Source organism: Paenibacillus ihumii, assembly GCF_001403875.1.
Classification (GTDB): Bacteria; Bacillota; Bacilli; order Paenibacillales; family Paenibacillaceae; genus Fontibacillus; species Fontibacillus ihumii.
The window spans coordinates 2,457,683-2,470,252 of the sequence record NZ_LN884299.1 but is presented as its reverse complement, the minus strand read 5'-3'; the positions used below and the strand labels follow the sequence as shown (position 1 = coordinate 2,470,252).

Genomic DNA, 12,570 nt, shown 5'->3' with positions numbered 1-12,570 from the left:
GTAGCAAAAGCTGAGTTTGTCCAAGCTGGTGAGGGGGGAGAGAATGGTACTTGAAGTCGCCGAGCTGCACGTCAAGCCGGGAACGATTAATGATTTTGAGAGCAGCTTTCGCCAGGCTTCCAAGATCATTGCTGAAATGCCAGGATATATCGATCACGAGCTTCACAAGTGTGTAGAGGAGGATAATAAATACATACTCCTTGTCAAATGGCGTTCCATTACCGATCATGAGGTTGGATTCAGGAAGTCCGAACAGTATCAGGAATGGAAGGCTCTGCTTCATCATTTCTACGACCCGTTTCCTATTGTCCAGCACTATGTACGTATCAAGCATGCTCTGGATTAGTCCAAGGAGGTAGCGTATGGGAGAGATTATTTTTAGCCAGTTGGAATTTGTCCGCAATCAGACTCTAAAAATGGTTCAGGATTTATCGGAGGAGCAGGCCGACATCATTCCTTTCGGCTTCCGCAACAATATTCGCTGGAATCTAGGGCATATCGCTTTCGTGCAGGACGCGTTTGCATTTCGGCTGACTGGCCGCCCTTCGCTGATTTCGGCAAATTATAAGGGCTGCTTCACTAACGGGACCTCTCCGGAGGGGTGGCCGGAGGACGTGCCCAAGCTTGCGGAAATTATTGAGGTCCTGCAGTCCCAGCCGCAGCAAATCGCTTCGATCCTGCCGGGGAAACTGGACGAGACCGTCAGCAAGCCGTATACAACATCCTCGGGCATTACGCTCGACAGGGTAGAGGGATTTTTGAATTTTTGCTTATACCACGAGGGTATGCACTTCAGCGTCATTAAAATGTATAAGAAATTAATCCAAAGCTAGCCTTCCGGGGCTAGCTAATTTTAAGTTCATTTGTTATCTTGGATTGGCTTAAAAGCTGAATTGGTGAGGAGTTTTCCATCATGGGGACATCATATCGAATCGAACATGCCGCAGTAGAAGATTTAAGCCAGATCGTAGCGATCTATAACGAGACGATCGGGAGCAGGATGGTTACAGCTGACCTCGAGCCCATTACCGTGGAGAGCCGGCTGAAATGGTTTGAGGAGCATACACCGCGCAGGAGGCCCCTTTGGGTAGTGAGAGCGGAAGCAGCAAACGGGACAAGCTCTGCAGAGGAGCACGAAAAGCGGGTAGTGGCTTGGCTCAGCTTTCAGTCCTTTTATGGGCGTCCGGCCTACGACAACACGGCGGAAATTAGCATTTACATATCTTCGGCGTTTCGCGGCCAGGGCATTGGCAGCCTGCTCATGGAGAAGGCTATTGCTGCTTGTCCTGAAATTGAAGTGAAGACGATGCTGGGCTTTGTGTTTGCGCATAACGCTGGAAGTTTGGCGCTGCTCCGAAAGCACGGGTTTGGGCAGTGGGGGGTATTGCCGCGGGTGGCCAATCTGGACGGAACCGAAAGAGATCTTGTTATTATGGGAAGGAGGATAGAGAGCGATTAAGTCCTTGATCTAACATGACAAATAATGTGAGTTTACGAGAGTATTTGCCCGGTGACATGGAGGCATTGGAGCGCTATGAGCTTCCCGAGGGACAGATTTTGTTTAGCGCTTTGCCCAAGGAGGTGCTGTCCGAAGCGATTCAGGACAGTCATCGGTATCCAGTAGTGATTGTTTGCGGGGAGAGCCTAGTCGGCTTTTTTATTCTGCATGAGGGGCCGGCTATCGCGGAATTTACGCCTAATCCCCAAGCGATGCTGCTGCGCTCATTCTCCATCGATTATCGCCATCAAGGACAGGGCATCGCCAAGCAGGCCATGCTCCAGCTCCCTGAATTCATGAAGTCCCGGTTCCCTGGACGGAATGAAATCGTCCTAGCGGTAAATAAGCGCAATAAGGCGGCCCAGACTGTATACCTGGCTGCAGGCTTTCGAGACGAAGGCAGACTGATTGAAGGCCCGATTGGGCCGCAGCATATTTATCACTTGATCATAGCCTAAAAGCAGAAGAGCTGTACCCAGAGGCCGGGATGATAGCGGCAGCTGGGGTCAACTCTTATTGGAGTCAGGCTAAAGTCGGCTAGCCGTATAGGAATGCATCATAAAACGAGGTGAAGAAACCATAGAAAAAACCAACGAAAAAGCTGATGACCAGAAATAGGATTGCATAGATCGGAAATTGGCGCAGCCGGTATGCACGGATAAACATATATACCGGGACAATCAAGAACCACCAGATCGGGGTAGTCCGGTGACCGGAACGCTGGAGTTCATTTTTGTCCAGCGAGCAAAACAGAGCATATAATCCGATTTTTACAATCCATAATAGGAAGCTGAGTCCTAAGAAAGGGCCAGCGTCCCGGGCAATAAGATTTATAAGACTAGTGGTTCCGGAAACCGCAACGATCAGCCACATATATGTATTGTTTACTTTTTGCAGTGGATATTGGCCGGGATGTACTTGATACCCGGTATGCTGTCCCGAATAGGTCTGAGCCCCGGGGGTATGCCCTCCAGGCGGATATCCTGCAGTTCCGGGAGCTGAGCGGGGATAAGCTTGGTCGCCGGGTGATGGATACGGATAAGCTGCATTGTACGGCGGCTGCCCGTGGTTGGCCTGAGATCCGCTGCCTGGCGCAAACATAATGTGGTGAATCAGCTCTGTCGAAGACAGCGGTGCCCACTCGGCCATCCCTTCAGTCCAAACCATCGTGTTTGGCTGCAGCTCCCGGTGGATGTAATAGTCACTTTGCATCTGGCCGATGGTTACCGGCCCCTTGATGCTGTCATTATACACATAGTACCAGGGAACCGGGCTAGTGTTATAATTACTACTCATAATATCATCCTGCCTTTTAATAAAAAAGATTTGAAGAATATAGCATAATATCCTCAATAGTACCATGGAATTACATAGAAGTAACGGGCAAACGGAAGTTTTTAAGCGAAAAATGTCATGATTTGCTATTATAAATCCATATTAAGATGAAATAGACAAATAAACGAGCCCGTAGGAGTGGTAGAAAAATGAGCATATTGGAGACGATCCGCCAGCCGAAGCAGCGCAAGCTGCTGATGAGCGCCGGGCTGAGCTGGATGTTTGACGCGATGGACGTCGGCATGCTGTCGTTCATTATTGCCGACTTAAGCTTGAAATGGCAGCTGTCGCCCCAGCAAACCGGCTTGTTTACGAGCATTAATTCGATCGGCATGGTATTCGGTGCGGCCATCGCCGGCTATATGGCGGATAAGTACGGCCGAAAGTCAGTGCTGTTGTGGACGCTGCTGATTTTCTCCATCGCGACAGGCCTTTCGGCGGCGGCCACCGGATTTGCTGTCCTGTGCATCCTCAGATTCATTGCCGGGTTTGGCCTGGGAGGAGAACTGCCCGTCGCTTCGACGCTGGTATCGGAGTCCGTGCAATTGAAAGACCGGGGCAGGGCGGTCGTGCTGCTGGAGAGCTTCTGGGCGGCGGGCTGGATCGCGTCGGCCTTGATTGCCTACTTTATCATTCCAAAGTACGGCTGGCAAGCGGCCTTTATCATCGGCGGTCTGCCGGCACTCTATGCCCTGTATTTGCGAAGGGCCATCGAGGATCCGCCAAGATATATGCAGCAATCTGCGGAGCAGCGCAGTCAGGCAGCGTCGTTTGGCCAGCGGTTCAAATCCGTGTGGGCCAGGCCTCATCGCCGTGCAACGATTATGCTGTGGGTGCTCTGGTTTACGGTCGTATTCTCCTATTACGGCATGTTCCTGTGGCTGCCCTCGGTAATGATGATCAAAGGGTTCAGCCTAGTGAAGAGCTTCGAATATGTCCTTATTATGACGCTGGCTCAGCTGCCCGGTTACTTCACTGCGGCTTATTTCATAGAGAAATTCGGCCGCAAATTCGTCCTCGTTCTCTATTTGGTGTTTACCGCAGTCAGTGCCGCCTGGTTCGGCCTGGCTACGACGGAAGGCGCGTTGATTGCCGCCGGCATCTGCCTGTCATTTTTCAATCTCGGCGCCTGGGGCGGGATGTACGCTTACACGCCGGAGCTGTATCCAACCGCCGTACGTTCAACGGGTGTAGGGCTTGCCGCTTCGTTCGGCCGCGTCGGTGGCATTCTTGCTCCTTACATGGTCGGGATGCTTGTTGCCCGGCATTATCAGATCGGATATATATTTGGCATTTTCTTTGTAACGATTCTTATAGGTGCCGCAGCGGTGTTATGGCTTGGAGCAGAGACGAAAGGAAAGGAGCTGGCGGATTAATCGTGCGGCAACTGGAAGCCCCTTGCTCCATCATGGCGCAAGGGGCTTCCAGGCTTATGCAATTATAATATTCTATACGCTTAGCTGATGATGATGCAGCTCTTCTCCTGGCTTAAGGGCATGCCCGGTAATGCCAAGCTTGCTCAGCTCGCTGACAAAAAGATCGCCATCCTGCCGAATCAGATCGAAGGTATTATAATGGATGGGTACGACATGGCGGGCGCTAACCCATTCTGCTGCGGTAAGCGCATCCTCCGGCCCCATGGTGAAGAAATCGCCGATCGGAATAAAGGCCAAATCGACCCGATGGCGCGTGCCGATCAGCTGCAAATCGGTGAATAGGGCCGTGTCGCCCGCATGATAGATCGTGAACCCGTTCAGCTCCAGCAGGATTCCAGCTGGATTTCCAAGATAAATGTTCATGCCGTCGACAAGTACCGAGGAGCTGTGGAGAGCCGGAGTGAACTTCAGTTTGCCGAAAGGAAACGAGCAGGAGCCTCCCAGGTTCATGCCGGTCGTCTCCAGCCCTTTGGCCGCGAAATAATCGGCTAATTCCACGATGGCAATGATCGGGCAATGATTGTTACGTGCGATGGTTTCGGCGTCGCCGATATGGTCGGAATGGCCATGCGTCAGCAGCACATAATCGGCCTGAATATCTTCAGCCGAGACCGCAGCCACCGGATTGCCCGTCAGGAACGGGTCGATGACGAGCTTGTATTCGCCTGTGTCGATGTGAACGGAAGAATGTCCTAAGTAGGTCAGCTTCAATTTTATCACCTCAATAACATAGTTGAATCTCTACTAAATTATACCTGACTTGGGCGCAGGAGTCACATTTCAGGCAATATATGCCGGCAAAAGAAAGGAAGTATTGTATTCGGAGCAGGAACATGCTACTTTTTGAAGCGAGAGGGGGAAGCAGATGAGCACTGCGTTTGAACAATTGAGAAGAGAGGGAATCGTCGCCATACTTCGCCATGTCCCGGAGGAACGGGCAGACGGGCTGATCGCTGCTTTGGATCGGGCGGGAGTAGTATTCGTGGAAGCGACGCTAAACAGTGACGGCGCTCTGGGCATGATATCCCGCTGGCGGGAGCAATACGGCGGCAGGATGCGGATCGGCGCTGGGACGGTCCTCGATTTAAATATGGCCAAGCAGGCGGTAGCCGCAGGGGCAGAGTATCTTATTGCCCCCAATTTGGACGAAGCGGTCGTGAACTATGCCCGGGAACAATCGATTGACGTCTATCCGGGGGCGATGACGCCGAGTGAAATCGTCCGGGCCTGGAACGCGGGGGCAACCGCCGTGAAGGTATTCCCTATGGCCTCGCTGGGGCTGGCCTATCTGCAAGAGGTGCGGGCGCCGCTTAGCCATATTCCAATGATCGTGACGGGCGGGGTCCGTCTCGATAATATTCATGAATTCTTTCAAGCCGGAGCTGCGGCAGTCGGAATGGGCGGAGGCATCGCGAACATGGCTCTCATGAAGGAAGGCCGCTTTGAAGAAATTGAACAGAATGCTGCAGCGCTCGTACAGGCAGCGCGTTCGGCAGCCAGACCGTGAAATTAAATTAAGTACAGACAGCATTAAGCAAGCTCCCTTGAACCGCCGTTCAAGGGAGCTTGCTGCTGTTACTTTATATTAGGCGAGAGTTTTGTGGCATGAACTTGGGCCGGTTTGGCTTGACTGGCATCAAAGCTATTCTAAGGATTCGGCCAGCTTATGGAGACGTTTCTCGGATCATCGTAAGCGGTGGCCCAGTAATAGCCGCCCGCCAGCACGCGCTGCGGCCAGAAGCCGACTTCTCCGGACGCCGCAGGCAATGCTTCTGAATGGGCGAACATGATCCCGTTGACATCGGGAGCAAGCTCAACATACCGGCCTCCATTGAAGGTAAAGCGCCCATACACTCTGGCCGTTAGTTGTTCCCCGGTCTCATAATCGCACACCTTCAACGTTACCTTCGAGCGTGTGCCGTCGCGTTGAATCGACATTTCGCTTAGTATCATCGGACGAAGGCTGGTGCTTAAAGTAGCAGCCGATGCAATTTCAGAAGCAGGGCCGACGTTGCCGCTGATGTCTTTCGCGGCGACCTTGTAATAGTACGTCGTATCGGGCAGCAGCCCCCGGTCCTTATAGCTCAGATTGCGCGAAAGACCGGCGATATTCGATGCGTCAGGCTCGAAATCGGGCTCGGTGCTGCGATAAATAACGTATTCCTCGACGTCAGAATCATCGAAGGCTCTGCCATAACGAAGGGTGATGCTCTGGTAATCATAGGCTTCGGCAGTGGGCTGCACGCTGACCGCTGACGGCGGCGTTACGTCCTCGGGAGTCACCGCCCATTTCACCCCTTCAGGTCCCCAGGCTGACGGAAGCCAGCGGATCGAATCATAATGGTGCATGGCGATACCGCCGAAGGCGGGATTTCCGTTGAACCAATCATAGACCTTATCCAGCTCGCTCTCCATATAAGTGCGGCCTTCCTCCCGGAAGGTGATGGTCTCCGGGTCTCCACTGTTGGCGATATCCAGCGTTTCTACGCCGATAATGACCGAGTTGGGCTTGCCGATCAGATTGGCATAGTCGATTTCACCTTGAGCATGTGCGATGATCCCGACACTGCCTTCGGCTGTATCGCGATAATCCATAATCGAAATATAATCGCTCATGTCCTGAATGTGCTCGGACAGCCACTTGGTTTGCCCGTTCCACGTAATATCCTTTGCCGGGTCGTTGCTGTCAAACCATCTGGGGATGGCCGGGCCGAAGGGGAGAGCGATGCCGGCGGTATCTCTGCGAGCTATCAGCTGTTCCATAATATCAAGATACTGGAGCTGTACCGACGGCTTCTGCAGTCTGAAGTCCGGCAGGATATACGGCTCGATGTCTACGTTTATGCCGTCGAACTGCTCGTCAGGAGAAGATGACAGGTTATAGTTGATGACCTTCTCCATCTCGCGGATCGCCAGCTCATGGTACTCCGTTAATGCGCCGAAATAAGGTGGAACCGTTCCGCCGGCGATACAGGCGTGAACCTTATAGCCGTTATCGTGGGCCCAGGCCAGGAAATCCCGAACCTTATCGGGCTCCTCCTCAAGAATATCGATCCCTTCATAAGGGAATACGCCCAGATAGAAGGTGGTTACCGCATCGGAGCCGAAGGTATCCGTATCGTCTGCAAATGCTTTGAGGGCGGTACGCGAGCCAGGGTTTAGGAATAAATTGTAGGCTGCCTTTTCCCAGATCCATATGGCCCGATCCTGACGTTCAAGAACAATCTCTTTCTTCTCGACATCGCCGTTCTTTACGTACGCCGTCAGACTGCGGCCGATGTTGCCGAATTGATCGATCGCCCTGGCTTCAATGCTTGAAGTACGGTTCGGGGCGGACTCGGCATCCCATATATACTCGTAAGTCTCGCCGGCGCCATGCGCGGCGGTCCAAGCGCCACCGTTAATTCGGACCTCAACGGCTTGAACCGGATTCAAGGCATAGACGGATAAGGTGACGGGGATTTGTCCTTCAACGACCGAGCCATCAAGCGGTTGATCGATGCGGATTAAGGGAGGAGAGACGGTGGGATTATCGACCTCAATCCATTTGGTTGGGGATGTTACCCCGTATCTGGTCTCACTGCCCAATCCCCGTGCAACGAGGCGGATCTCCCCGTGATACCGGGTTGTGTCCAATTCGGCAAACCACGTTCCAGATTCGGTGCCGCTTAGATGGTTCATATGCGTATCGAGCTGCTCGCGCCCATTCACAATCAGCTTAATATCATAGACATCCGTATAATGGCCCGAAATTGTGACCGTTCCCGCCTCCACCAGCGCACCATTGCTGTGCGAATCGATCGTGATTTGCGAGTCGGCCCATGCTGCTGGAAGACTCTGGCCGGGAACCCACGGCATAATAATACTGATAGCGAGCAACATGACCAGCCATTTGGATCGCAAAGGGAGAACGCGTGATTTCCAGCCGCCGCCGTGATATGACATCGTAAATCCCTCTCTTTCCGCGGGAGCTTACCGCTGCATATTTTTGTAAACGTTTGCAATACCTATTGTAGCGGCTGAAAAATTAGAAGGGCAACAGCCTTAAATAGACCGAATTCCAGCTTGGTGATTCCTCTCATTGCGCTAAAGGCTGTTACGCGCCAGGCGGCTCCTCCTCAGAGAGATGAATAAAGCTCGACCCGCTCGGAGAATGAATAGGATCACTCCGCAATCGGATCGAGCTTGAGAAGTGGAGCTGAGGCTGCCCCTGTTAGGCTAATTTGTAATTACGGCTGGCTTCGTGCAGCCAGATCCATCATCCCTACAAGATCATGAACGGCGATCCCGGCATAAGAGCGGTAGTTTCGGCCCAGCTGATCCAGATAGAGCAGCTGTATATTCAAGTAATCATAGCCTTCCTCATAGAAGGTGACTTGATTGCCTTCCGAGGAATATTTGGTCTCTACACCGGTATATATGCGCTTGTTCAGCTTCTCAGCCTCCAATAGCTCCTGTTGGGCTAGGCTGATCACGGCCGAGGCGCTGTCCCGATAAGACATCAGGGTTACAGAATCAAATTGGGAGATCATCCAGGAGCTCAGTGACATCTTCGACTCGCTTGCTGCATATTTATCTAACCAGAAGGGCAGGTCTGCCGCAATCGGCAGCCTCAATTTGGCAGATTCTTGAACGAGAAATTCCACGTTGGATTGCCACTGCTTTATCACATTGTTAAGATCGGTCTTCCATTCGGGTAACAGATAGGGCTCGATATCCACGTGGATACCGGTAAATTTCTCTTCCTCGGCAGCCGTGGCTTGATAATCTCCAATCCACTTCATGAAGCTTGCCAGCTGGGAGCGGTTTGACTCCAGCGCCCAATTCGGCGCCCCGTTCAAGGCATGTACCCGGATGCCGAGGGCATGGGCTTTGGCAATGAAATTTTTGTAGTAGGAGGTATCCACCTTATTGCTGATCTGCAGATATATGAAGTGGATGCCTTCGGATGCCGAGAAGGATAAAAGCTCATCTGGCTTTGTCTCAATCAGTTTCGCGTGCCACAGCCAAGTTGCTTTGGGCAGCTTGCCTGTTGCCGCTTCGGTACGAATGGGATTGCTTGCGGATAGAATAATCATGCTTGCTAGCAGCAGGAAAAATAGACGCCGGAGGAAAGGAAGGGTAGGAAAATTCATGTTGTCCAGCTCCTTTAATCATAAAATGTACATAAAAATAGGACTGTGGTAATGGGAAGATGAAATGGTTTAATGATATGCTGTTATTTCCAGGCCCAACCTCCTGCTTTTTCTTTACCGCATTAAAATTGCATGAGTAAATGGTTATAAATGAACTATATCACATAATTCGACATTATTGTCGTAAATTGTCATAGGACTTTAGTATGGATTTCTAAAATCCTGGTTCAAATACGACTTGATAGGGTAAATAAATATATTTTATTACGTTTTCTGTGAAAAACTTGGAACATATTATAGGAGTTATCGGTAAAGAGGCTGTTCGCCTGATATGAACTGGTTCCTATATTGCGACTAATAAAAAATCTCTATAAAGAACCTATTGTAAGCGGTTGCAATGCGTGGGAAACACTTTGCAGCCGATTTGCTCACACTAATGAAGTGTTTCAAATATGACTAATTGGCTAAACTATTATTAAAAATTTAAATATTAGGGCAAAATATTAGAGCATTAATCACTCGATGAAAGGGGGCTAGTTCTGGCATGAAAATTATTATTACGCAGGGCGAGGCTGTTGAGAAAGGGATATGGCTGAAAGTCATGGAAGCATTCGGTCTTGAGCAAAACGATGAGGTATGGGAAAAGGAACAGTTCATATTAACGGAGGAGCAGGCCCGGGAATTTGGGCTGATACATTGATCCTAAAATCCGAATCCACTAAAAAACGCCGACCCGTAAGGGATCAGCGTTGTTTGCATGAACTGAACAAAACTACAGATTGATTATTTATTATTTATGTGTTAAAATGACGGATAGTCAAATAACGGTATATCATTTTAGGATCGCTTTTATAATAGCATAAAAGCTGGCAATTGTCAAACGAAATATAGATTTAAGATAAGTAGCATTTCATTTATGGGTGGGGGTCTGAATCGTGACAGAGGATTTGAAGCTTCATACTGAATCAGAATATACAGATGACCTGACGCTGCCGCCAGGCATAAAGATCGATGATCCTGTACGCATGTACTTGAAGGAAATCGGTAGAGTACCGCTTCTATCGGCAGAGGAAGAAATCGAACTAGCCAAGCGAATAGAGCAGGGAGACGAGGAAGCCAAGCGCAGACTGGCGGAAGCCAATCTGCGTCTCGTTGTTAGCATCGCCCGCCGATATGTCGGGAGGGGAATGGTGTTCCTCGACCTGATCCAGGAAGGCAATATGGGTCTTATTAAAGCTGTCGAGAAATTCGATTTCAAGAAAGGCTTCAAATTCAGCACCTATGCGACATGGTGGATTCGTCAGGCCATTACGAGAGCTATAGCGGATCAGGCCAGAACAATTCGAATCCCGGTTCATATGGTAGAGACCATCAACAAGCTGATTCGCGTTTCCCGCCAGCTTCTGCAAGAGATCGGACGGGAGCCGACTCCAGAGGAGATCGCCAAGGAAATGGATCTCACGCCGGAGAAGGTTCGAGAAATCATGAAGATCGCTCAAGAGCCGGTCTCGCTGGAGACGCCGATCGGCGAAGAGAATGATTCGAATCTGGGCGATTTTATCGAGGATCACGATGCGCTGGCCCCGGCAGAGGCTGCGGCTTACGAGCTGCTGAAGGAGCAGCTGGAGGAAGTGCTGGATACGCTGACCGAGCGTGAGGAGAACGTGCTTCGCCTGCGCTTCGGAATGGATGATGGCCGGACGCGAACGCTTGAGGAAGTAGGCAAGGAGTTCGGCGTTACCCGGGAGCGGATCAGACAAATTGAGGCCAAAGCCCTCCGCAAGCTGAGACATCCGAGCCGCAGCAAGCGGCTGAAGGACTTTATGGAATAATCATTTATCTGATAACAATAGATGCAAAGGGAGCCACCTTGACGAAAGGTCATGGAAGCTCCCTTTTTTAATAGATGCTGGCTAGCTGCATCATTTTACCGGGCATCGTCTGGCGAGGAGCGGCTTGATCGTGCGGAGCAGTCTGGGCGGCAGAGGCTGTGTGTACAAATAGCTTCGCTCCGCTCTCCGGCCTGGGCGAGCCGGTGTATGCGTTTTTCGGTGCTGCAAGGGGGAGGCGACCTGCGTCCCGAATACCTGCATAAACCATTCAATCGGATAGGATATCGATAAGAAGCCATCGTCAGAGCCGGCAAAATTGACGGCAGCCGCTAAATTTCCGCGCTGGGTCAGCCATACGGAGCCGGAGTCGCCGCTTAAAGAGACGGGTCGCTTGCCGCGAATGACGCTCTGGTTCTTGAAAGTAATCATGCCGAGATTGCCGTATGGACCATATCCCACGCGGATATCGGTGTGAATTGATTCTACCCGCCCCGTTCTTATGCCGGTAGTGCGGCCGACCTTCTTGAACTGGTCTCCGATACGATATGACCGCAGATGGCCAGGCACTGTTCCGAATACAGCGTAACGGGGACTGAGCAAGGAACGCCGCAGCGGCCTGGCCATCGCTGCATCGAGATAGTTGTTTCTATTCTTGCTTAGTCTCACGAAACGATGCAGCTCTCCAATGCGATCTGCTCTTGCTGTTCCGCCATCGGCTCCGCCGGGCTGGAGCGTCTTGGAGCAGCGCCGCGTATTCTCGTTTACAAGAACATGATTATTGCTGAGCACATAGAGCTGGCTGCCACAGAGCCTATCGGCAATAATCAATCCCGCCGTACCTGAGGCATCCGGCGTGCCGATGCTGTATCCCCCGATCACTGGTCTTATTCTAGATCTGAAACGGTCATTCTCCTGGGTACTGTGTTTATGAAAGCTTGACGATTGCACGATTCGTACAGGCACGCCTATTTTGCGCTGCAGCTCAACGGGGTTAATGGTCTTCTGTTTTTTCGGGCTTTTTTTGCTAGAATTTGCAGTTGCCGCTGCAGCGCTGGCATAGAGGATAATCGCGGCGCCTTTCCCCGGGCGGCGTGGATCGCACATTCCTACGCCAATGCCGTGTATGCCGCGTTGTTTCAGTACATGCGCCGCGATACGCTGCTTGGCCAGATAGGCTTTACGGAAGCTTGCCAAATGAAATCACCTTTTCTGTCTGTTTTCATTCATATTATGCTGAGACAAGGGTTGGGTTTACCTGGATTTAATCTGGCTCATACTCTAAGACAGGGGAATTGACGCAGATAGTATAATTGATATACAATAATTTCGACGTA

General features: G+C 51.2%; 13 protein-coding genes. 8 read left to right on the top strand and 5 right to left on the bottom strand.

Annotated elements, in window-relative coordinates:
* Nucleotides 1-43: 43 nt before the first annotated feature.
* The 4 genes from BN2762_RS18220 to BN2762_RS18205 all read left to right on the top strand — a co-directional run bounded on the left by BN2762_RS18220 (nucleotide 44) and on the right by BN2762_RS18205 (nucleotide 1,956).
* Nucleotides 44-346 (top strand): antibiotic biosynthesis monooxygenase family protein, encoded by a 303-nt coding sequence (locus tag BN2762_RS18220; RefSeq protein WP_055108314.1) that lies wholly within the window; start codon nucleotides 44-46, stop codon nucleotides 344-346.
* 16 nt (nucleotides 347-362) lie between these two features.
* On the top strand, nucleotides 363-833 hold the full coding sequence (locus BN2762_RS18215) for a DinB family protein (RefSeq protein WP_055108313.1): 471 nt from the start codon (nucleotides 363-365) through the stop codon (nucleotides 831-833).
* Between the two features lie 80 nt (nucleotides 834-913).
* Nucleotides 914-1,459: a GNAT family N-acetyltransferase gene (locus BN2762_RS18210; protein ID WP_055108312.1), complete on the top strand. Its 546-nt coding sequence runs from the start codon at nucleotides 914-916 to the stop codon at nucleotides 1,457-1,459.
* Nucleotides 1,460-1,473: 14 nt separating this feature from the next.
* Entirely contained in the window at nucleotides 1,474-1,956 is a 483-nt protein-coding gene (locus BN2762_RS18205; protein ID WP_055108311.1) for a GNAT family N-acetyltransferase, read from the top strand.
* Between the two features lie 79 nt (nucleotides 1,957-2,035).
* Here BN2762_RS18205 and BN2762_RS18200 read toward each other — a convergent pair whose 3' ends face one another.
* Nucleotides 2,036-2,794, bottom strand: coding sequence for a DUF4339 domain-containing protein (locus BN2762_RS18200; protein ID WP_055108310.1), 759 nt, complete (start codon nucleotides 2,792-2,794; stop codon nucleotides 2,036-2,038).
* Between the two features lie 188 nt (nucleotides 2,795-2,982).
* Between BN2762_RS18200 and BN2762_RS18195 the strand changes: the two genes are divergently transcribed.
* The gene (locus BN2762_RS18195) at nucleotides 2,983-4,209 is read left to right on the top strand and encodes an MFS transporter (RefSeq protein WP_055108309.1); all 1,227 of its coding nucleotides are present in this window, start codon (nucleotides 2,983-2,985) and stop codon (nucleotides 4,207-4,209) included.
* Between the two features lie 72 nt (nucleotides 4,210-4,281).
* Here BN2762_RS18195 and BN2762_RS18190 read toward each other — a convergent pair whose 3' ends face one another.
* Complete coding sequence (locus BN2762_RS18190; RefSeq protein WP_055108308.1) at nucleotides 4,282-4,980, bottom strand: metal-dependent hydrolase; 699 nt, start codon at nucleotides 4,978-4,980, stop codon at nucleotides 4,282-4,284.
* A 154-nt stretch (nucleotides 4,981-5,134) separates the two neighbouring features.
* Between BN2762_RS18190 and BN2762_RS18185 the strand changes: the two genes are divergently transcribed.
* Nucleotides 5,135-5,776, top strand: a complete 642-nt coding sequence (locus BN2762_RS18185; protein ID WP_055108307.1) for a bifunctional 4-hydroxy-2-oxoglutarate aldolase/2-dehydro-3-deoxy-phosphogluconate aldolase — start codon at nucleotides 5,135-5,137, stop codon at nucleotides 5,774-5,776.
* Between the two features lie 140 nt (nucleotides 5,777-5,916).
* On the opposite strand, the gene BN2762_RS18180 is transcribed toward BN2762_RS18185, so the two are convergent.
* Nucleotides 5,917-8,214 carry an Ig-like domain-containing protein gene (locus BN2762_RS18180; protein ID WP_055108306.1) on the bottom strand — a complete coding sequence of 766 codons (2,298 nt, stop codon included), beginning with the start codon at nucleotides 8,212-8,214 and terminating at the stop codon, nucleotides 5,917-5,919.
* 284 nt (nucleotides 8,215-8,498) lie between these two features.
* Complete coding sequence (locus BN2762_RS18175; RefSeq protein WP_055108305.1) at nucleotides 8,499-9,404, bottom strand: hypothetical protein; 906 nt, start codon at nucleotides 9,402-9,404, stop codon at nucleotides 8,499-8,501.
* 544 nt (nucleotides 9,405-9,948) lie between these two features.
* Between BN2762_RS18175 and BN2762_RS27335 the strand changes: the two genes are divergently transcribed.
* Nucleotides 9,949-10,104: a hypothetical protein gene (locus BN2762_RS27335; protein WP_187386551.1), complete on the top strand. Its 156-nt coding sequence runs from the start codon at nucleotides 9,949-9,951 to the stop codon at nucleotides 10,102-10,104.
* 235 nt (nucleotides 10,105-10,339) lie between these two features.
* Nucleotides 10,340-11,236: an RNA polymerase sigma factor RpoD gene (rpoD, locus tag BN2762_RS18170; protein ID WP_055108304.1), complete on the top strand. Its 897-nt coding sequence runs from the start codon at nucleotides 10,340-10,342 to the stop codon at nucleotides 11,234-11,236.
* Between the two features lie 90 nt (nucleotides 11,237-11,326).
* Here rpoD and BN2762_RS18165 read toward each other — a convergent pair whose 3' ends face one another.
* Nucleotides 11,327-12,430 carry a chymotrypsin family serine protease gene (locus BN2762_RS18165; protein WP_055108303.1) on the bottom strand — a complete coding sequence of 368 codons (1,104 nt, stop codon included), beginning with the start codon at nucleotides 12,428-12,430 and terminating at the stop codon, nucleotides 11,327-11,329.
* Nucleotides 12,431-12,570 lie beyond the last annotated feature (140 nt).

Excerpts from the sequence above, each read along its gene's own strand:
- BN2762_RS18180 (WP_055108306.1), bottom strand. The coding sequence starts at position 8,214 with ATGTCATATCACGGCGGCGGCTGGAAATCACGCGTTCTCCCTTTGCGA.
- BN2762_RS18220 (WP_055108314.1), top strand. The coding sequence starts at position 44 with ATGGTACTTGAAGTCGCCGAGCTGCACGTCAAGCCGGGAACGATTAAT.
- BN2762_RS27335 (WP_187386551.1), top strand. The coding sequence starts at position 9,949 with ATGAAAATTATTATTACGCAGGGCGAGGCTGTTGAGAAAGGGATATGG.
- BN2762_RS18205 (WP_055108311.1), top strand. The coding sequence starts at position 1,474 with ATGACAAATAATGTGAGTTTACGAGAGTATTTGCCCGGTGACATGGAG.
- BN2762_RS18185 (WP_055108307.1), top strand. The coding sequence starts at position 5,135 with ATGAGCACTGCGTTTGAACAATTGAGAAGAGAGGGAATCGTCGCCATA.
- BN2762_RS18195 (WP_055108309.1), top strand. The coding sequence starts at position 2,983 with ATGAGCATATTGGAGACGATCCGCCAGCCGAAGCAGCGCAAGCTGCTG.
- BN2762_RS18175 (WP_055108305.1), bottom strand. The coding sequence starts at position 9,404 with ATGAATTTTCCTACCCTTCCTTTCCTCCGGCGTCTATTTTTCCTGCTG.
- BN2762_RS18210 (WP_055108312.1), top strand. The coding sequence starts at position 914 with ATGGGGACATCATATCGAATCGAACATGCCGCAGTAGAAGATTTAAGC.
- BN2762_RS18200 (WP_055108310.1), bottom strand. The coding sequence starts at position 2,794 with ATGAGTAGTAATTATAACACTAGCCCGGTTCCCTGGTACTATGTGTAT.
- BN2762_RS18215 (WP_055108313.1), top strand. The coding sequence starts at position 363 with ATGGGAGAGATTATTTTTAGCCAGTTGGAATTTGTCCGCAATCAGACT.